This is a genomic window from Bacillus sp. TH30 (assembly GCF_016650875.1).
In the GTDB taxonomy this organism is placed as follows: Bacteria; Bacillota; Bacilli; order Bacillales; family Bacillaceae_G; genus Bacillus_A; species Bacillus_A mycoides.
This window is the reverse complement of sequence record NZ_JAEKEY010000001.1, coordinates 73,271-94,325: the sequence shown is the minus strand read 5'-3', so window position 1 is coordinate 94,325 and position 21,055 is coordinate 73,271. Positions and strand designations below refer to the sequence as shown.

Below are 21,055 nucleotides of genomic sequence, written 5' to 3'. Positions count from 1 at the left end.
CTGTTTTAATTATTTTCCGGCTTTAAAAGCTGTTTTGAAAAATTAATCAAACAAATATAGATAATTATTAAGAGAAATCATTATTTATCACAATAACGATTCAATTAATTTCATAAGTCGTTGTTTTGTCTGGCTCAAATAATTGCTGTTTTTAGAAGAAATTAATAATCCTATAGGCATCTGGGGATCAAATCCTTTAACCTTAAATGATATATTACCTTTGTTTAAAATAGTTCCCTTAGGAATAATACCTATTGCATTTCCAAAAACCATTTGTGGAATAAGGTGTAATGCACTACAATTGTAAACTCTTTTAAAAGATAAATTATTTTCTGATAAAAAGGCATTCACAGATTGATAATAATAACAACTATTCTCTCCAATTAAAATAGGATAATTAATGATATCGAATACTTCAATTGACTCTTTGTGTAATATTGGATGGTGAGGGTTATTGACAATAAATTCAATTTGTTCATTGTAAAGTGGAGTGAAGTTCATATTGGAACTATTTTTGTTGTTTCCGCAAACAGCAAAATCAATTTTATTTTGTTCTAATAGTTGTGATAAAAGTGCTGTATTCCCTACAACAAAATCACAATGTATATATGGTTTCTCATTGTCTAAATAGTTTAATATAGATGGCATTAACTTTTTTGCAACAGATTCTGTTAGCCCTATTCTTATTCTCCCTTTTTCCTCATTACTTATGCGCTGTGCTTGAGATATTGAATAATCCCAATGCATTAATAAGTTATCTACCTCCTTTGCAAATAAAGTACCTTCCTCTGTTAATCGCGCATCCCACCCCCGATCAAATAGAAGGAAGCCAAGTTCATTCTCCAGCTTTTTTATATGTGTTGTTACAGTTGATTGAGCATAGTTTAATTTTTTTGCTGCCAGTGAAAAAGTACCTTCTTCGACAATCATCTTAAATGTATTTAACTCTTTTATTTCCATCTTCACACCCCATCTTCATCGGTTTTATTGATAATTATACGATGTATTTTCAATTATACAAATCGAGGTAATGGAAGTAAAATAAGGTCATAAGAAAGGGAGTGAAAATATGCCGTTTGTTAATGTTTATTATCCAGATGGTCAATTGAATAAAGAAGAGCTAAAAACGGTAAGTAATAGTATTCATCATTCATTGATTGAACATTTTAAAATCCCAGAAAATGATTACTTTCAAATGTTTTTACCTTACCCCCCTAATCAATTTTTTTACGATCCACATTATCTCTTAGAAGGAGAGGAAAAGAGAACAGAAAAAATAATGCATGTTTCTATTACATGTGGGCCAGGAAGAACAATAAATCAGAAAAAGAGTTTGTATCAATCCATATCAAAAACTATTTCTAATCATTTAAACATCTCTACAACAGATATTTTTATTACATTAAACGAGACATCTGTTGAAAACTGGTCATTTGGTCAAGGTATAGCACAAATGGTTAATATAAGGGAGTGAAAAAATAGTGAATGATCGTATCGAGTCCAATATACGAAAGAAAATGAGAGATATGGCTCCCGATTTTGTTGATTATAGTGAAAACATATTATTCGAAAAAGTATGGAGAGATCCTATTTTAACATCCAGAGAAAGAAGTTTATGTACACTATCTGCTCTAATTAGTATCGGTAATACTGAGCAACTACCATTTCATCTACAATTAGCTGAAAAGAATGGAATTAACGAAACGGAAATTATTGCTTTGATAACACATATGGCCTTTTACGTTGGATGGCCTAAAGCGGCTGCAACGCTAAACATGATATTGAACAAAAATGAGAATACGGTATCTAAATAATCAATCTTCTATAAAAAACAAAAATGAAATCTGCTAGATAAGAAACTAGTTTGTCTAATCCAAATGCAAATAGCAGCTAATTCTGATCCAGAAAACTTACGTTTTCGCTTTATAAATCCTATTTCTCTTGCAAGTTCTTCTAAGAATACAGGTGTAACATATCGTTGTAATTCTTCTGCAAATGGTAATAATTCATCTTGAATCGAGAGATTCATAAGAAAACATCATCCTTTCTAATTTAGCTTGTTTAGAAAGGATAACGTTTTTTGATATTGGAGGGTATTAAAATCTCCTGAGTTGATGGTTATGTATGGTGACCCCATAGCCAAAGAAGTAAGAAGATATTTAGAAGTGCATTAAATTTTGAGGAAGTGCTTGTGAACCGTATCATAAATAAATGAGGTTTTGTATGTTCGATTTTTAAATAATACCCAAGAAGGAGTGGGTTGCAGTTATAGTAATACTCTATTTTTTGTATTTCTATAATAGATAATTTTTTTAAAAAACAGAATTATCTTGACAGTTATTGAATGGATTGATAAGGTTATAAAAAAATATTTCTTATCCAGAGAGGTGGAGGGACTGGCCTTATGAAACCTCAGCAACAGGTCTGCTTAAGTAGACACTGTGCTAATTCCAGCGGGTGATAATCCTGATAGATGAGAGCTTCCGTTTTTATTTGTCAGTAGCGCCCTCTTTTTTAGAGTGCGCTTTTATTTTTTTCTGGATAGTAACTAAAGGAGAGTAGAAATGGAGAACAAAAATGGGCGAGAATTTCAAAGGAAAATGCAAGCACGTCATTTAGTCATGCTATCACTTGGTGGGGTGATTGGAACTGGCTTATTCTTAAGCTCGGGTTACACTATTCAACAAGCTGGCCCGTTTGGAACAATTCTATCCTATCTGATTGGTGCGCTAGTGGTTTATCTAGTTATGCTATGTTTAGGAGAGCTTTCCGTACATATGCCTGAAACGGGCGCATTTCATAGTTATGCAGTTAAATACATTGGACCGGGTACAGGGTATACAGTAGCCTGGTTGTATTGGTTAACTTGGACTGTTGCTTTAGGTTCTGAATTTACAGCCGCAGGATTACTTATGAAGCGATGGTTTCCATCGGTTAATGTTTGGGTATGGAGTGCTCTTTTTGCCATTTTGATCTTTGTATTAAATGTCCTGACTGTTAAATTTTTCGCCGAATCCGAATTTTGGTTTTCATCGATAAAGGTTATAGCTATTGTGTTTTTTATTGTTTTAGGAGTAGCGGCAATGCTAGGGTTTCTTCCGATGACTCATTCAAAAGCAGCACCATTCTTTTCTAATTTTACAAGTGGAGGTTTATTTCCTCATGGTGCTACGGCCATTATGATGACCATGCTTGCGGTTAATTTTGCTTTTTCGGGAACAGAATTAATAGGCATTGCAGCTGGAGAAACAGCGAACCCGGAAAAAATGATACCGAAGGCCATTCGAATTACTCTGTGGAGATTAATCATCTTTTTTGTAGGAACGATTGTTGTTTTATCTGCGTTATTGCCTATTTCCGATGCAGGGGTATTAGAGAGCCCTTTTGTTGCAGTTCTAGAACGAATTGGGGTGCCATATTCAGCTGACATAATGAATTTCGTTATCTTAACAGCCATTTTATCTGCGGCAAACTCAGGCCTTTATGCCTCTTCTAGAATGCTTTGGTCGCTTGCTAATAAGAAAACGATATCCCCGATTTTTGGGAAAATGACGAAGCAAGGTGTTCCAATCAACGCCGTCATTTTCAGCATGGTGGGTGGAGCGTTGGCTTTGCTCTCAAGTATTGTGGCACCAGATACTGTCTATATCGTACTTGTTTCCATTTCCGGTCTAGCAGTAGTTATAGTTTGGATGAGTATTAGTGCTTCCCAGTTCCTATTTCGCAGACAATTTTTGAAAGAAGGAAATTCTGAAAAGGACTTGATTTATCGCACACCACTATATCCATTAGTACCAATTGCTTCTTTTATCCTTTGTCTGGCATCGTGTATTGGAATTGCATTCGATCCAACACAGAGAATTGCCTTATATTGCGGCATACCGTTTATTTTATTTTGCTATGGAAGTTATTATCTAACAAAAAATCTAAAAAAGAGGGGCGTAGATTATGTCGAACAAAATCAACCCAATTGATGCTATTTTATCCCAACATTCCATTATGCTTCTTGACGGAGCATTAGCTACTGAATTGGAGGCGCATGGATGTAATTTGGACGATCCCCTTTGGTCGGCACGTGTGTTACTAGAAAATCCGGAACTAATCTATCAGGTTCATTCGGACTATTTTCGTGCTGGAGCGGACTGTGCCATAACAGCAAGCTATCAAGCTACTATTAGTGGTTTTTCCGCGCGTGGAATACAAGAACAGGAAGCTTTGGAATTAATTAAGAAAACGGTGTTACTCGCAAGAAGGGCAAGAGATGATTTTTGGAAGGAAAATACGCGAACGAATAGGCCTAAACCATTGGTTGTTGCATCAGTTGGACCGTACGGGGCTTACCTTGCAGATGGTTCAGAGTATGTAGGCAACTATGGTGTGACAGATAAAACATTAGCAGACTTTCACCGTTCGAGAATGTCTGCGTTAATCGAAGCAGGTGCAGATCTATTGGCATTTGAAACGATCCCTTCCCTGCAAGAAGCAAGAGTATTAGATACATTATTGCGTGAATTTCCAGCAACATATGCGTGGCTTTCCTTTTCGCTAAAAAATGAGAAAGAGGTTAGTGAAGGTATGAAACTCGTGGAGTGTGCACGAGTTTTTGAGAAAAGTGAACAAATTGTAGCGATAGGCATCAATTGTGCGCCAGTAACCGTTGTGACTGGTGCAATCCAAGAGTTGAGGGCAAACACCAAAAAACCGATTATTGTTTATCCAAACTCTGGTGAAACTTATAATCCAGAAACAAAAACATGGCATGGTCATGAACAATGTAACGCGTTGGATATTCAATCTGAAGAATGGTACCAAGCAGGTGCACGTTTAATAGGTGGATGCTGCAGAACGACACCTTATCACATTGAGGAGATATCGAACAAGTGGCGTTCTTCCGAGTTTTTCTATTCGAACGAAGCAAAACAGTAATGTAATGGATGATAATCTAACTTTGTGTGTATTTTCGTGATTTTGCTTGTTCAGAAATCTACAGTTACGTCTAGTGGCACAAAATGTCTTTTCAGAGACACAAATGTGGATGGTAGCCTCGGGAATCCAGTGGACTTTTGGGTACCTTAGGTATGGAAAGGAATCAGGGAAAATAAAAACCGCTAGTTTAATAGATATGGTAGACAACACGCTGAATCTTTTAATGAAGATGTAGTTGATCCAATTGAAGGTGAAGGGGACCATTTATTCGTAATTAAAGTTAACGAAGAGGTTAATTTGGTTATTCAAAAAATAGTTCAGTAACTATATGAAAATTTGTTGTAGTAGTAAATGTGGTCATATTGTTGTAAAAAAGGATAGATGTAAACAGGTATACTCTCCTGTTCATCTATCCTTTCCTTTTTACCTTATAAAATGTGTGACATTATATTCAATCGCATAAATATAGGATTTCATTACTATTTCCTTGACTTTTAATAAAACGATAGGGTTTATTTGGTATGCGTATTATTAAGAGTATGCTTCTATTTTAGGAATGCTTTACCCCACAAAATGAAAGTACACTTTGTTTCCATTCTTAAGTTGATGGGTATCACCACATTAACTAAAAAACTTTATAACGCCCCTAAAATAAAAAATTGTACATTTTCATCTGGACATGTCAATTTTCTCGTTTGGGGGTATTTGCTTTTCTTATCTTGATAGCGATGTGGTGCTATCCCTATATATAAAAATTGAAGAGATTACTTCTTTGGTGGAAGAACGTATAACTTAATAAATATGTAGTTCTTTTCCTTTATTTAATCTAAAGAGCGGATAGTGAATTTATTTTCTCAACAGGACAAAAGGTATTTATATATGAGTACTATTTATAAGGATAATAGAAATAAATAATAAAGGAGAATATAAAATGATAGCATTAAAAAGTGATCGAGATGTAATAGGAATTCCAGAAGAGGATGTAGATTTATTAAAGGTAATGGCACATCCAGTACGATTACAAATTGTAAATGAGTTAATGCATCATAAAATGCGTAATGTTACACTGTTAGCAGAAATATTAAGACTTCCGCAATCCACTGTTTCACAGTATTTATCAAAATTGAGAGGAACCGTACTCCGTGCGGAAAGAAGAGGATTAGAGATGCATTATTATATTGATAATTCTAAAGCTCGTCAGATTGTAGGGATTTTAGATTTGTAGGTTAATAATATGCAAAAAAGTTCCCTGTTATAAAGCAGGGAACTTTTTGTATGTTTATTAGAGGGTTCTGGTGCAAAGATTGTATTTATTTGAAGAGGTATATAGATTCCTAATGGAATCTATTCTTATGCAGCCATTCCGAATAGTTGATGAATAAACTTCACTTCATTTTGGACAGACTTGCCCCGTAAAATAAGTTGGCCTTTTTTAATGATATGCATCGCTTCTATTCCTGAAAGAATAGATTTAGCTTTTCCATACCAATCAGATCCTTTTTTAGAATAATAGTATCAGTATGTCCAAGTCTGAAAGACTTTTTTTAGATATTTTGAAGCTTTTGCACCAGAACCAGATTTACAACTCTTGATAAACTACTGATTATCTCCATGTACACTCCAGATTTAGGGCTTATAGTGAAAATATTAAGTTGGGAATATCCAGGTGACATAAAAGGAGAAAGGAGTGTTCATAATGGGACACTATGATACAAAACAAACAGGAAAGAACATAAGTAGAGACGGTAAAAAAACTGGTTATTTTTTTATCGGAATAATTGGTGCAATGATCGGGTCAATTACTATTGGCTTGACCACTCCATATATAGATGAGATCAAAGGAGGTACAGGTCAATCCGCTAAAAATAACGAGGTGAATCAGGTTACTCCTGTCTCGCACAAACCAGAAGGTGTGAATAGTCTTCAAAATATGATTGAAGATGCAAAAGAAGTTGTAGTAGGTGTCATTAACTATCAAAAAAATGCAGATCCATTTGCAGTACAAGAACAATCAGAAGAAGCCGGTTCAGGATCAGGTGTCATATATAAAAAAACAGGAAATAAGGTTTTCATTGTCACAAATAATCATGTGATAGACGGTGCAAATAAAATAGAAGTAAAATTGAATAATGGTAAAAAGCTTACTGCTAAAGTAGTAGGGACAGACCCATTATTAGATCTAGCTATATTAGAAATTGACGGAACAGATGTGAAAAAAGTAGCAACTCTAGGAGATTCGGAAAAAATTCGTACAGGAGAATCTGTAATTGCTATTGGGAATCCATTAGGGTTAGAAGGAAGTGTAACAAAGGGGATTATTAGTAGTAAGGATCGAGTAATACCTGTTAGCACACTTGGAAATCAACAAGTGGATTGGCAGGCACAGGTGATTCAAACAGATGCAGCTATTAATCCTGGGAATAGCGGAGGGGCTTTATTTAATGAGCAAGGTGAGGTCATTGGAATTAATTCAAGTAAAATTGCACAACAAGCAGTTGAAGGAATCGGATTCGCAATTCCAATTAATATAGCTAAAACAGTTCTAGAATCATTGGAAAAAGATGGCGTGGTTAAACGTCCAATGATAGGTGTACAGTTATTTAATGTGGAGGAAATTACGAATTCTGCACGTGATCAATTAAAACTGCCAAAAGAGATAATAAATGGTGTCGTGTTGGGGAGCATATCGAATCAATCACCAGCAGAAAAAGGAGGATTACAGCAGCATGATGTTGTGATTGCATTGGATGAACAAAAAATAGAAAACGTTGTTCAATTCCGCAAGTATTTATATGAAAAGAAAAAATCGGGGGATACAATTAAAGTGACAGTTTATCGCAATGGTGAAAAAATAACAAAAATGGTGAAATTAACAGAGCAAAAGTAGTCTGATTTTGAACAGATCACTCCTGTAAATTGATTTAACTTTTTTTGATCATATACATACGAATTCAATTCTAGTTCAAACTATTTTAGGCTCATCTGGAACTGGTAAAGTCAAAACTCTTAGCTTGGTTTGTAGGTTGAATACATCTAATACTGGGTAAGTATTGTATAAGGGTATTTTAAAAAGCAATAATAAACAACCTCCCCAATTGGTAGGGGAGGTTGTTTATTGTTCAGATATTGGAATACTAACAACAAATTGTACACCTTGTTCTACATTATTAATACAGTACTCTATACCTAGTGCTTCAAAAATTTGTTTTACAATATATAATCCTAAGCCACTCCCACCAGTATTTCGATTTCTTGACTTTTCAATTCGATAAAATGGTTCGAAGACATGTTGTATATCATTTTCTTTAATTTGTACACCTGTATTGATAATTTGAATTAAGATACATTTTTGTTTTGAGTCCTGAGTTAGCTGTATATATACATTCTCGCTATTCGGAGAATACATAATTGCATTATGAATAATATTTTTACAGGCTTTTTCTAAAAGAGCCCGATCTGTATAGACAGAAAGGTTAGAATCAATCTGTTTTATGATTTGAATGTCTTTTTGAGAAGCAAAAAAACTGAGATCTTTTGTGATTATATCCATTAACTCGGAGAGATTTATTTCTTTTAATTGTAGTTTAAATGTATGTTGTTCTAATTTAGACATACTTAAAATCTCACGAACTAGATCTTCCATCTTTTCGATAATTTGGTGGTTTTTCTTTAAGTATTGGTCACGATCTTGATAAGGACCAATATTATATATCATCCCCTCTAAGTATCCTTTCATAATAGTGAGAGGGGTTTTTAATTCATGTGATACAGTTGCAAAAAATTCTCTGCGTTTGGTTTCTATTTCTCTTTCTTTTTCAATATCACTTTTTAATTGCTGATTTGCTTTTTGTAAATCAAACATAGTTTGTTGTAAATTAATGGACATATCATTCAAGCTATTAGATAGTTCTCCTAATTCATCCATAGAACGAATCTCGATTTTTTCAGAAAAGTCTAAATCCGCCATTTTTTGTGCCCCTCGATTAATATAAATGAGAGGCTTTGTAATGAACCTTGAAAATAAATAAGCACTTCCTATCCCAATAACAACTACAATAATACTGATATAGGGAAGGAAACGTACCAAAACTTTGGAAGCTTCATCAATAGGTTGAAATGTTGCGTATACTATGACGGTTTGGTTACCATCCTGAAATGGAATATCATATGATTTGTTCAGGCTATTTGAACTCCCTATTCGTGCTGCTTGAGTAACACTTCCTTGAATAAATGTATAAGGAGTAGAATAAACGTTTACTCTTTCGTAATCTGGAAATCTGAGTATTGCATTATTTTTTTGCATATACTCCTCAAAAAGCGGTTGTGCATTTTGAAAAGTAAGATTCTTAGATTTATCAATTATTTCTTCCATTCCGTTTTCAAGTTGCTCTGTTTTATATTGTTCATAAAATGTAGGAAGAAAAAAGTATAAAGTTAAATAAATCATGACTGCAAAGGCTAACAAAATGAGGGATGTAGTCATAAAAAGTTTATAAGTAATTCGCTTCATTTTCATGATTTTTACGATTCTATTCATCGATTTTATAACCAATGCCTTTTATTGTTTTAATGTATGGGATATCTAATTTTTTTCGTATGTTTTTCATATGTGTATCAATTATTCGTGATTCTCCAATATAATCGTATCCCCAAACTTTTTCTACGATGCTTTCTCTTGGGAGTACTCTTTTCTCATTTTGAAGTAGTAGTTGCAGAATTTCGAATTCTTTCGTTGTTAAGGAGATTTCAACTTCATTTACATATACTTTATAGGCGTCGACATCGACACGCAATTCTTTAAATACGAAATGATTATCTAAGCTTTTATCATTGCTTCTTCTTAGTACTGCTTCGACTCGTCTAATCAAAACATGAAAAGAGAATGGTTTTGTAATATAATCATCGATTCCAAGATCAAATCCTTTCATTTGATCTTGTTCTTCTTCTAACGCAGTCAGCATAATAACTGGCACATTTGATTGACTTCGAATCATTTTCGCAACTTCAAATCCGTTAAGGTTTGGCATCATCACATCCAAAAGAATCAAATCAAAGGATTGCTTATTAAATTGTATCATTCCTTCTAATCCATCTGATGCAACTTCAACTGTATACTGTTGTGTCAATAAAAATTGTTTAATTAATTCCTGAATTTCTTGGTCGTCTTCTATTACAAGAATATGATGGTTGATCATTATATCACCTCTAGTAGCCATTATAACTTTACTATCTGGAGTTTGTATGGAGAATTACTAGAAAACAATATAAAGACTTCACAGGAAAACTATATATATTTCAAATCAGCTCTAGATTTAAGAGATATTATGTATACATAACACTTAAGAAAGAAGGAGGTAAGCAAAATGTCACTTGAAACAGACATAATTCTTTCTATATTAGATATAAAAATGTGGATGATCCATCATTCGGAACATAGTCTTATAAAAATAAAAAAACAAAAAGTAAAATTATCACCGTATCTATATAAGTACGCAAGTGTAAATAAAAGAAACCTATATAAACCGAGTTAACAAAAATCCAGAAATTAGTTCCTTATCTCTATCAGATGTTAGTTAAACGTTAAAATATTTTTCAAGAGGAATGAAGCCAGAGTAAGAACAGATATCGTTTTTGTAAGATGGATAACTAAATTCAAATGGGTAAAGAAACTTTTGAAAGGTTAAAGAGGCATGTTAAGAATAAATAGGATCGCATGAAACAACTTGTTATATAAAAGGATGCATATGCTTAATTGCAGCTGAGGGAATAAAGATTCAACACCAATGATTATCAATAATTGAAATGCTAATGATTATAATAAAAAAGAACCTTCAATAGGTTCTTTTTTATAGTTGGTAAATATGTTATCAACAATAGATGGTAATAAAGATAGTAATTTAGACACTTTTTATTAATTGGCTAAGTTTTCTTAGGAAGAAATCTTTTTCTCATGACTGATCGCTAGATATAATAGGATATATCATGTATTGATTTGGGTGGGTGATTTAGCTTTTTGGGTTTACCACGCTAAAATGTAAATTTTGCTTAGGGACAAAATGTTAAAGTTCTACATTCTTAATTAACAGAAAATTTAGGTGTTAAAAATCCCGTTGAATATTTTATCAGGTAATTCATATTTCTTTGACCATAATTTCATGTTGTTACCGAACGTTTATATGTGTCTAATGGAAAGAAATATTTTAAGTTTGTTACCATCTATTGTTTGATTAAGATGGTAACACGAAAATAAAACGTTTACAACAAAAAGATAAAGAAAAAATATGAAGATTCGACTTTTTTCGACAAAATGATTGAGAGAGAAAAAATCTAAATTAAGTAAATCTTATATGTAGAGAGATTCTTTATCTCATAAATAACAGTTATAACATATGTAAATGTTCTATAAGTAATTAAAACGTCGAAGATAAAATTATATTGTGACAATTATAAACAAAACATACTTAATAATTCATACTTAGACTAACAGATTAATTCATAATAAGTTAAATACGCTATATTTAATAGAGTATAATATGGAATATTTAACTATAATATTCCATATTATATATAATTATAAATCATTTAACATATTAGTTGCGGGAAATTTTGACATAAGATATTTTAAATATTAAGCACAGAAACATTTTAAAGAAAAGAGCTATTTTAAAATGTACCCTAAAAACGTTTTTCCTAAAAAGTAGTAAGAATTTTTAAATTGTTTCTGTGCCTAATTAGATGAAAATAATACAATAAATTGTTTAAAAAAGATAAAAGCAAGTTACTTTTACGGAGAAATATACATTCCATACCATTAGAATTATGTCAGATCGTAGCATACAAATTACATTCTTCTATCTCACAAACTGCACAACTACCATTATAGGTAGCTTGTCTTAGTTTTAACATCACATTCATCATTTTTTTGTCCAATAAGATTAATATGGTTAGAAAAACGTGCCGCCATCTACTATGGAAATATTAGCAATTAGAAAGAATTATTTATAAAGTAATATAAAAATAAAATTATCCGGTTGTTTATAAGTGAATTTTTAATATTTTTGGCGTTTTTCAAAGGGCTTTCACTTATATTTCATATCATGAGGACAATTGTTGTGTTGTTTGAAGGGAAGGGTATAGGTGTTAACAGTTCATTTGTATATAAAAAATAAACAACCTGTTGAGTGTATAATAAAAGATTTTTTAAAATAATTTATGAATACACACAAGTGATGTTGAGTTATTTATTCAAAGTAGAACCTTTAACAATCTATAAATTGTTATATAAAGAAATAAGAATAGAGGTATTCATTATGAAATTTATAAAAGGGATATTCGTTTCTACGATTGCACTTACGGCCTTTACAGGATTAGAGCTAATTAAATTTCATGAAAATCCCAATGTAGTGTATGCAGATTCGAAAGGTCCTGTAAAAAATATAAGTCAATCTGAGGCAGATATTAAAGAAGAAGATCAAATTATTGTAAAGTTTAAAAGTGAAGTGAATTTCCCGTATAAGGATGGGCTCGAAAATCAAATAAAAGATGAAGGTAGCGATTCAGAATTAGTAAAAATCTTCTCTGAATTTCCGCAACTAACATTAAAGCGTTTATTTACATCTGTAAATCCGAAAGAGATTGAAAACATCGATAAACATACGAGGGAAACTGAAAATAATTCATCTTCTAATTTGCTAGATTATTATATTGTAGAAGTGCCTAATAAAGTAACAGCTGAAACATTGATGGACAAGTTTAAGAAATCTTATCTTGTTGAAGAAGTATATATGCAAGAAAAACCAACTCTTTTACCAGAAGTACAATTACCTACTGTATCGCTTAACCCTTACGACGATCCAAGATTTTTAAACCAGGGATATCTTAAGGAAGCACCATATGGGATTAATGCATCTTATGCATGGAGCATTAAAGGTGGAGATGGAAAAGGAACTACTTTTGTAGATATGGAGTATGGGTGGCTATTAGACCATGAAGATTTAGTAAATCAAAAAGTTGAGCTTATATCTGGTAGAAATATAGATCAACACGTTGGTCATGGAACATCTGTTCTCGGGATTGTTTCTGCTGAAGATAATAAGGTTGGTAATATAGGAATTGCACCAAAGGCTAAGGTCAAAGTAGTATCCCAAATAAGAGGTGATGGGTCGTATAATACGGCTGATGCGATAATAAATGCTGTACATAATTTACAAGCTGGGGATATTTTATTATTAGAGGCACAAGCTTCATATGATGGATATGGAGATAAATATTTACCTGTTGAAGTACAGCCAGATATCTTTGATGCAATACGAGCTGGAACGGATAAAGGAATTATTGTGATAGAAGCCGGGGCAAATGGTTCTAATGACCTTGATCAATTTAGAGATCGGAATGGAAAACAGGTATTAAATCGCAATAGTCCGGACTTTAAAGATTCAGGAGCTATAATGATTGGAGCCGCATCGTCAACTGTTCCTCATAAACGTTTATGGTTTTCAAATTATGGTAGTAGAATTGATGTTTATGGTTGGGGAGAAAACGTAGATACAACTCGTGCTGAGCCTAATAGGATTACTAAAAATCTCTATACAACAGGCTTTAGTGGTACATCTAGTGCTTCTCCAATTATTGCTGGAGCAGCGACTTCAATACAAGGTGTGGCTAAAGAACATTTAGGTCGTCCATATAAACCAGCTGAATTAAGAAATATACTAAGTAATCAAAATACAGGTACCAAATCCCAAAATCCGTTAACAGATAAAATCGGTGTTTTGCCAGATTTAAAGTCAATCCTGTCAAATTTGGGATATAGTCCAGATATATCAAATAATGTTTTAGAGGGAAACCAATTTGTATGGTCAATGAAAGGAATAGGAGATTTTGAGTTTGCAAAATTGGATTTTAATAAGACAAAAGAAGAAATGCAAATTCAATTAAAAGCAGGTGTACCACATCATTACTTTGATAGTACATATGCGAGTGTGAAAGTCCAAAATTCATCTGGAAAAGTGGTATATAATAAAGATATTTATGGAAACAGGCAACAAAATGCTGAAACACAAAAAATTTCGATGAAAGTCGGAGACTATATTGAGTTTACACATTTAGAGGGTGGAAACCGGGCGACTCTTATAAATGTGGATAAAAATATACAGGAGAGCTTTGGTAAGAAGATAGTGTATCAAGTTACAGTTAATGGTCTTAAGAAAGTTGATCAAATTATTAACCCTAGCCCAGATACGGAAGCTCCTACACGGCCTGAAGGATTACAAGCAGCCAACATTACTACAAATAGCGTAGAGTTAAAATGGAATTCATCAACAGATAACGTAGGTGTGAAAGAATATCAAGTATTACGTGACGGAAGATTCATTCAAACAGTACAGGGAACCACATTTACTGATAGTAAACTGACTGCTAACATGGAATACAAATATACTGTGAAGGCTATAGATGCAGCTGGAAATCAGTCTATTCAAAGTAGTGTTCTTAGTATAAAAACAAAAGAGAAAAATACCTCTTATGAAAAATGGGATCCGAGGAAAGCATATACAAAAGGGGATAGAGTAGAGTATCAAGGGAAAATCTATGAAGCTGTTCAAAGTTACCAGGGAAATGGAGATTCGAATTGGATATTCTCGTTATCCTTATGGAAACCAATTTCAATAAGTTGATGATATCGTCTATTTGAGAGAATAATTATTTCATAACTAGCTAAATAATTTTTATCTCATAAGAAGAAGGCGCCTTTTAGGTGCCTTTTTCTTATGAACTATATTATCCTTTAATAGTGAAATTTCTTGTTTTAAGTAGCTCTTTAAGATATTGAGTGGAAGGTATTTTAAAATGCTAAATAGTATCAATATCAACATTTATAATGTAAGTTTTTTGCCAAAATATCATATTTTGGCAAAAAACTTACATTATAGTATTAATATTTAGGATTTTACAATAACAAACTGGATATTCCATAAAATGTGATAAAATGGAATAAATTAAATGTTATTACATGAGAGCAAAGGAATTATTCTAAAAATAAAGATACATTTTTATTTTTAAACTGTGTAGAAAATTAATTTTCAGCCAGTATGTTAGTTAGGATTTTTAATATTGCTAGAAACAGAAATTTTATAGATTTGGAAGAAGATTCATTTGATACAGGGCTTGATAATAAAAGGGCAAGTGAATAGATCCCACTTATTAATTTTTAAGAAGTCTAAAGTTGTATCATTACTGAAGGTGTAAGGGACCTTTTTCTTAGTTTTGAAAAAAGTATTGTTTGTCAAGCGCATGTTGATAATCCCATCCCTAAAGGGGCAAGCACACTAATGTCTATTTGACTTCTTACTACTACCTTAAGAATAAGTAGAATTCAACCCTGTATGACAATCTTTATATACATAAAAAAAGATCTATGACCTGAACATGTCAGTAAACTGCTCGATAAATTACTTAAATCTGAAAGTAACACAAGTAAAGATTTTTTATCTTTCTCCGACAGAACGTTAAGTCGAGAGTAATTCAAGTTTTATTATCACGATACAAAACACTACAAACCAAAGTAGTATGTGGAAGTGAATATTTACCACTAATTACACAAAAAAAAATTATGAAAATGTTTTAAAAATTAACGGCGAATATTTAATGATTAATAGGAGGAATTTTAAATGAAAACATTTGGAAAAATATTGTTAACAGGGACTTTAGCTTTTGGTGGATTAACAGTAATGAACGTGGAAACACCTAAAGCTCAAGCAGAGGGAGCGAGCGAATTTTGCCGATATATTTGTGGTCCTAAAGAAACATTGAACAATTTTACAATTCAACTTTCAGATACGGAATACAGAATGGGACAAAATATTATCCTACGCGCAACAAATGATAACGTATATGATGTAACATACAAAGCAACTGTAGAAAAACAATATGCTACTGGCTGGGGTTATGTTGAAACTGACTTTAATTATCAATCAATGTTGCCAGCTGGAACAAATGAAGATTTCAATGTTTGGACTTTTGACGGTAACAGCGCAGGTAATTTGAATGAGGCAGGAACATATCGCATGAAAATTGAAGTAACACATGCTGATGGGAAAACTGACACAGTTTACACTGCGCCAAATACATTATTAGCACAATAATAATGTATTTGGCAGGAATTTAAAGTGTAGTATTGATAGTGAAGCTATCGATTTTATAAAATGCTGGATTAATCCTAGTAGTAAATGTTCCTTTTATAAAAAGATGTTACCAAAGTTGATTAATCTTATTTACCTTATAAGAATTATAAGGTATGATAAATATAGGTGCAAAGATGCACTATTTGAAAAAGAGTGTAAGACAAAAAAGGAATCTATAAAAGATTTCTTTTTTTTATTGCGTGTAGGTTCGCTTCAAAAAAAGAAAAAAGCATACCTGATGGTATGCAACTTAGACAACAAAAGTACTTGAATAATATAGTAGAACAAGATCATCGCTTTATAAAGAAGCGTATCCGTTCTATGCTAGGGCTCAAATCTTTTGACACAGCTATATCCATTCTTTCTGGAGTAGAAGCCATGCATATGATTAAAAAAGAACAGATTAATTTATGGAACCAGTCTATCCAAAATCAGAAAGAATTCGTCCATCAATTGTTTGGACTTGTAGCATAAGATACGATTCCGTTAGGCATATATATGCTTTATTCTCTTTTACTTTATTTTTGCACCAGAACCGCTTACACGTGATGTAGGAGACTCATTTTTCAATCCTGCAACTAAAGAAACAAGATATTATGAAATTATTAAGTCTTATAATGCAGATAGTATACAGTTAGGCTGTAAAAAAGCAATCTAGTTAAGAAGAACTAGAAATTGCATCTCCCATTTCTAGGTATTGAACTAAAAGTGGGAGATGCTTATTTTATTTAAAGAAATATTTTAGAATGAATTAATAACATTAGATTTTCATTTGGATAAACTAGTGAATTTGTGAACTTAGAGTAGAAAAACTATAGAACCATTATAAATTGTTATTGATACATACATAATGAACAAGGGGGGATATCTTTAAATGAATCAGTATTTCTCAATAGCAACGGCTGTATATTTTATTTACATTTATTGTATGTGAGGCGTATGCTAGATTTAGTTGTAATAAATGGAAGGGAGCTGTATTTTTGAAAAGAAAAGTTTTTTCATCAGTTTTGCTATCGTCACTTTTGTTTTTAGGAGTAAATGATTCAGGAGGGGTAGATGCTTCTACTATTACACAAGTAAAATATAACCAAGGCGGGGCAAAGTACATATATACAAATGCACCTGAAGTTGTATACGATAATCCAAATATGAGATCGAACTTTGACGCTGGTAAGTATGCTTACTACACAAACGAAAGAAAATTAGAAGCAAATCAAGAATATAGTGCTGAATTTTTTAATCGAAATTATACAGGGGCTAAGTTGAAATTTGGATATGCTGTACACAATGAAGATCGTCTACCACAAACTATAAGAATTAAAAATAGTGCTGTAAATGCCGCATATCCGGTTAATCCTGACGGTTCTTGGGATATAATGGGGATTACATCTAGTACTATAGTTAAATATGGAAATAGTAGCAATGATCAAGCTATTACTATTCCAGCAGGTGGACATGTATTTATATTAGAGAAAGATGTAGAAGACACTTTTGCAGTTAATGGAAAAATTAAATTCATTCCGAATACAAAATTAACCCTACGTCAATTTGTTTCAAAGAAAAAAACAGATGGACAGTTCCCTAGCCCTTCAGAGATCTTTGATTCTATAAAAACACCACAGGTTAAAAATTATAGTAAAAATACTTCAACTGCTAATTATAATTACGATGAAAGGTATGCTGTTATTGATAATGCAACAACAAGTAGCTTTTATGTAGGTTCAAAAACAAGTAAAGCCTATCCTCAATCCCGTGTTGGTATTAATGAATACGAAGCACCTATATGGTATCTAGAAAATTCTAACCCAACTCTTGAAGGGAATTATGGAATTGTTTACGACTTTCAATTTAAAAATGCGGCAGGAAAGAAAATTAGAATTAAACCTGAAATTATTTCAGAAAATGATAAGCCATCTGATCCAGAGAAATTCCCGCCACTAGCATTTTTTTCACAAGTAACTTATTGGACTTCAGGAACTTGGAAAAGTACTACTAAATTAACAAAACCCGATCAATATCATTATATAACTATTCCAGCAGATCAACATGTAAAATTCATTTTACCAAGTGGTAATAATGGTAATAACCTTTTTGAAATCATTGAATAATGATTTGGATTTGGGGTTAAGATTAAATAAGAAGGTGGAGCATATTGCAGATATCTTTTTTGTCACAAAGGTGTAGGAGAATAAAAAATCGTCAGTTGCTGTTTAAAAGCACTGACGATTTTTTTGTATAGTCTCATAGTTATACTTAAGTGTTTAAAGTTGTATAAATTTCTTTTGAGTGTAAAATCAAAGGAGCGTCAAATATTTAATAGAAATTCGGAACATAATTTATTTTAAAGAGATTCAGGTGGGTTTAACTTAATTGAATCTATCATAACTGTAATATTTTTCGAATTACCTTTAACTGATAGTTTTATCTTTTCAAGTTGTACTGTTTTTGAAAAATCTTCATTTCCAATTGACTCAATTAATTGATCTAATTCATTAGTCCATGTAACGTTAGTAGCTTGTATCATCGCTTTAATCGTAGGTTTATCTACATGGCCATTATACATAATTCCATCAATCATTTTTCCACTTTCCCCTAACATGACACTTACCCATTTCGCATTTCTATCTGAATAATCTCCTGTTTTTGGATAATAAAATCTATATGTATTAGATTTTTTTTCTAGCTCAAGATTAAATGGGAGAATTTTGATACCCTGAGTAGATAATGTACTCTTTATATTATTATAGTTCTTCAAATATTCTTCTGTTGTCATATTATTAAATGAAATTTTTTCTTTTGCACCTTCAGGCTTTTTTTGAGATGTTTCCATTTTATTTAGAGTATCCTTGTGTTCTGTATCTTTGCAACCTAATAGGCTAGCTGCTAACAGAAAGGTTCCTAGTAGAAGTATTTTTTTTGTCATATGAATCTCTCCTTAAGTAGTATAGAAAAAATGCAGAAAGAGTGGGTATCCCTAACACTTTCTGCATTTTTCATGTTTAGATACTTACTGTGTTTTTGGTATATCGAAAGAATATTATTTATATGATCTAATTGATTTAAGAAAGAACAGCACAATTAGCCCTGAAATAAATAATAAGACTCCATTTATTAATAAGATTAATGGCGGACCATATATGTCAGCAAAAAATGAGGAAATAGCTAGAGCGACTGGTGATGCTATACTCGTAAGGGAACCAAGTGTTCCAAAGGTTCTACCTTGCAATTCTGGTGATACTTCAACCTTAATAATGACATTGACTAACAGTGTGCAGAACGAAAAAAGTATTCCCAAGAGTAGAATTAAAGGCACTGCATACAGTACTGATGGTGCAAAGGATATTCCTACAAAGATTGGAGCTAATAAAACCATACTAAGAATTATCCACCAACCACGACGATGTAATTTTTTATCAAAAAAGATGATAATCCCTGCACCTAACATGTAACCTATTGGAATACTGGATTCTATTATTCCAAATTCAATAGGATTTGCTTTCCATACTTTTACAGACATTACCTGGATAAGCATTAAAGAAGCGGTGAAAAATGTAATTAAAGTTGGTGAGAGAATAATAACAGACTTAGCAAATGGATTCTTCCATATATACTTAAAGCCTGCAATAAGGTCTTCATGAAATGAGTTTTTCACATCGGATTTTTTAATAGAATTAGGAAATTTTCCACTTAACAACACTAGAATGGCAGATAGCATAAAAGTAAATGCATCGACTGAAATAGCGATGCTGCCACCAAAGGCTGCAACGACAATTCCTCCTATAGCTAGCCCTGATATTCGGGAAACGTTATCTGCGACATTTAATACACCAGTTGCTTGTTGAACTTTTTCTTTTCCTACAATATCGATTAAGGAAGCATGGAAGGCGGGAGATTGAAATAGCCCTGCGCAAGAAGTGAGGGCAGTTAAGATAATAATGAGAATAAATGGTGTGCCAGGAAGTGCAATACAAAGCGCAATACCTAGTATCAAGAGACTTCGTATCATATCTGTTATCCACATTAATTTCCTGCGATCGACCCTATCAGCAACAGTACCTGCGATGGAAGAAAACAGCATGCTCATAACCATATGAGTTATGGCAATGGTAGACATTAATTTAGCACTCCCGGTTGCTTGCAGTACCCAGAGATTTAAAGCAATACTGTGAAATGAATTCCCAAACATTGACAAAGTATAACCTGTAAATACAAATGTAAATGTACGATTTTTCCATATTGTCTTTTTAGAAGAAACAGCAAGAGAAGGATCTAATTCGACTTGTTGTTGCATAGTATGGCCACCTCACAAATTTAAGTATTTAATTTTGAAAATTTGCTTACAAACTAAAAGTGGTGAATTTCAGTAATCAAGTTAATTAGAAGGCTAATGAAATAGAATCTTGCTGCATTAGAGTTATATTAATATAAAATATTGTTATTCTGAGGTAATAAAGGTAGGGATGAGATAGATTTGAGTACATAAATAACAAAAATAATCCCTATACATTATTTTTAAATCGTAAAAATTTTAGGATATATTATTTTTAAAATTATTATGAAATCAAATTACATGAAAATAGCAACTAAGAGCATTATTACATTGGTAGAAGCAAGTCTATAATTTATAGAGAAATTGTTAATGAATATTTAAGGGAGAACATTTTAACTGTACAATAATGTTTAAACTTTTATATAAGATTTTTAAAAATAAAATATTTCTCCAGATTATTCTGAAATTTCCTTACAACTTTTTCCTAGTTTTTTAATATTTGTAAGGACAGAAACTATATTTGTATTTTATGGTTAATTTAGTCATATAAGATTGAAATTAGTAGTATAAATGGTGATTTTATTAAAAATCTAGCATTTATTATAAATACTCCTCTCTTCAGAAAATTTTACCAAATATTTTCAGGTGAATATTACCAAATTAAAAATGCTTTGTCTAT

Annotated in this window: 15 protein-coding genes, 4 pseudogenes and 1 riboswitch; of the genes and pseudogenes, 12 read left to right on the top strand and 7 right to left on the bottom strand. The window is 32.2% G+C overall.

All coding sequences use genetic code 11. From position 1 onward, the window contains the following. Positions 1-87 precede the first annotated feature (87 nt). Positions 88-960 carry a LysR family transcriptional regulator gene (locus JFU20_RS00420; protein ID WP_078205352.1) on the bottom strand — a complete coding sequence of 291 codons (873 nt, stop codon included), beginning with the start codon at positions 958-960 and terminating at the stop codon, positions 88-90. Between the two features lie 109 nt (positions 961-1,069). On the opposite strand from JFU20_RS00420, the gene JFU20_RS00415 reads away from it, so the two are divergent. Then, positions 1,070-1,474: a tautomerase family protein gene (locus tag JFU20_RS00415; protein ID WP_002136375.1), complete on the top strand. Its 405-nt coding sequence runs from the start codon at positions 1,070-1,072 to the stop codon at positions 1,472-1,474. A 7-nt stretch (positions 1,475-1,481) separates the two neighbouring features. Beyond that, positions 1,482-1,814: a carboxymuconolactone decarboxylase family protein gene (locus tag JFU20_RS00410; RefSeq protein WP_012259796.1), complete on the top strand. Its 333-nt coding sequence runs from the start codon at positions 1,482-1,484 to the stop codon at positions 1,812-1,814. A 50-nt stretch (positions 1,815-1,864) separates the two neighbouring features. Here JFU20_RS00410 and JFU20_RS00405 read toward each other — a convergent pair. Then, a pseudogene (locus JFU20_RS00405) lies at positions 1,865-2,029 on the bottom strand (IS4 family transposase); the annotation flags it as partial. Between the two features lie 343 nt (positions 2,030-2,372). After that, positions 2,373-2,480, top strand: a riboswitch (SAM riboswitch). A gap of 84 nt (positions 2,481-2,564) precedes the next feature. Here JFU20_RS00405 and mmuP point away from each other — a divergent pair. The 3 genes from mmuP to JFU20_RS00390 all read left to right on the top strand — a co-directional run bounded on the left by mmuP (position 2,565) and on the right by JFU20_RS00390 (position 6,151). Further along, positions 2,565-3,974 (top strand): S-methylmethionine permease, encoded by a 1,410-nt coding sequence (gene mmuP, locus JFU20_RS00400; protein ID WP_078205350.1) that lies wholly within the window; start codon positions 2,565-2,567, stop codon positions 3,972-3,974. Then, positions 3,949-4,926 (top strand): homocysteine S-methyltransferase, encoded by a 978-nt coding sequence (mmuM, locus tag JFU20_RS00395; RefSeq protein WP_078205349.1) that lies wholly within the window; start codon positions 3,949-3,951, stop codon positions 4,924-4,926. Before mmuP ends, mmuM begins: the two co-directional genes overlap by 26 nt. A 931-nt stretch (positions 4,927-5,857) precedes the next feature. Next, a complete protein-coding gene (locus JFU20_RS00390) occupies positions 5,858-6,151 on the top strand; it encodes an ArsR/SmtB family transcription factor (RefSeq protein WP_078205348.1) in 294 nt (97 codons plus the stop codon). A gap of 125 nt (positions 6,152-6,276) precedes the next feature. Here the strand turns inward: JFU20_RS00390 and JFU20_RS00385 are convergent. Then, positions 6,277-6,402: pseudogene (locus tag JFU20_RS00385) on the bottom strand (IS6 family transposase); the annotation flags it as partial. A gap of 211 nt (positions 6,403-6,613) precedes the next feature. On the opposite strand from JFU20_RS00385, the gene JFU20_RS00380 reads away from it, so the two are divergent. Continuing rightward, the gene (locus JFU20_RS00380) at positions 6,614-7,813 is read left to right on the top strand and encodes a S1C family serine protease (protein ID WP_176127000.1); all 1,200 of its coding nucleotides are present in this window, start codon (positions 6,614-6,616) and stop codon (positions 7,811-7,813) included. A 225-nt stretch (positions 7,814-8,038) separates the two neighbouring features. Here JFU20_RS00380 and JFU20_RS00375 read toward each other — a convergent pair whose 3' ends face one another. Both JFU20_RS00375 and JFU20_RS00370 read right to left on the bottom strand, forming a co-directional pair. Further along, positions 8,039-9,463, bottom strand: a complete 1,425-nt coding sequence (locus tag JFU20_RS00375) for a sensor histidine kinase (protein WP_151304101.1) — start codon at positions 9,461-9,463, stop codon at positions 8,039-8,041. After that, complete coding sequence (locus JFU20_RS00370) at positions 9,456-10,121, bottom strand: response regulator transcription factor (RefSeq protein ID WP_002090432.1); 666 nt, start codon at positions 10,119-10,121, stop codon at positions 9,456-9,458. The genes JFU20_RS00375 and JFU20_RS00370 overlap by 8 nt, the downstream gene beginning before the upstream one ends. A gap of 168 nt (positions 10,122-10,289) precedes the next feature. Here JFU20_RS00370 and JFU20_RS00365 point away from each other — a divergent pair, with 168 nt between their 5' ends. The 6 genes and pseudogenes from JFU20_RS00365 to JFU20_RS00345 all read left to right on the top strand — a co-directional run bounded on the left by JFU20_RS00365 (position 10,290) and on the right by JFU20_RS00345 (position 18,214). Beyond that, a complete protein-coding gene (locus tag JFU20_RS00365; RefSeq protein ID WP_176126999.1) occupies positions 10,290-10,457 on the top strand; it encodes a hypothetical protein in 168 nt (55 codons plus the stop codon). 1,779 nt (positions 10,458-12,236) lie between these two features. Further along, entirely contained in the window at positions 12,237-14,600 is a 2,364-nt protein-coding gene (locus JFU20_RS00360; RefSeq protein WP_201038170.1) for a putative mucin/carbohydrate-binding domain-containing protein, read from the top strand. Between the two features lie 993 nt (positions 14,601-15,593). Then, positions 15,594-16,067, top strand: coding sequence for a hypothetical protein (locus JFU20_RS00355; protein ID WP_151304099.1), 474 nt, complete (start codon positions 15,594-15,596; stop codon positions 16,065-16,067). Between the two features lie 255 nt (positions 16,068-16,322). After that, positions 16,323-16,580 (top strand): annotated as a pseudogene (locus JFU20_RS00350) (DDE-type integrase/transposase/recombinase); the annotation flags it as partial. A gap of 64 nt (positions 16,581-16,644) precedes the next feature. Further along, positions 16,645-16,764: pseudogene (locus tag JFU20_RS30830) on the top strand (SdrD B-like domain-containing protein); the annotation flags it as partial. 322 nt (positions 16,765-17,086) lie between these two features. Then, positions 17,087-18,214, top strand: coding sequence for a copper amine oxidase (locus JFU20_RS00345; protein WP_201038169.1), 1,128 nt, complete (start codon positions 17,087-17,089; stop codon positions 18,212-18,214). Positions 18,215-18,447: 233 nt separating this feature from the next. Here the strand turns inward: JFU20_RS00345 and JFU20_RS00340 are convergent, their stop codons facing one another. Both JFU20_RS00340 and JFU20_RS00335 read right to left on the bottom strand, forming a co-directional pair. Further along, complete coding sequence (locus JFU20_RS00340) at positions 18,448-19,029, bottom strand: hypothetical protein (protein ID WP_201038168.1); 582 nt, start codon at positions 19,027-19,029, stop codon at positions 18,448-18,450. 114 nt (positions 19,030-19,143) lie between these two features. After that, entirely contained in the window at positions 19,144-20,397 is a 1,254-nt protein-coding gene (locus tag JFU20_RS00335; RefSeq protein WP_016096703.1) for an MFS transporter, read from the bottom strand. Between the last annotated feature and the right edge of the window lie 658 nt (positions 20,398-21,055).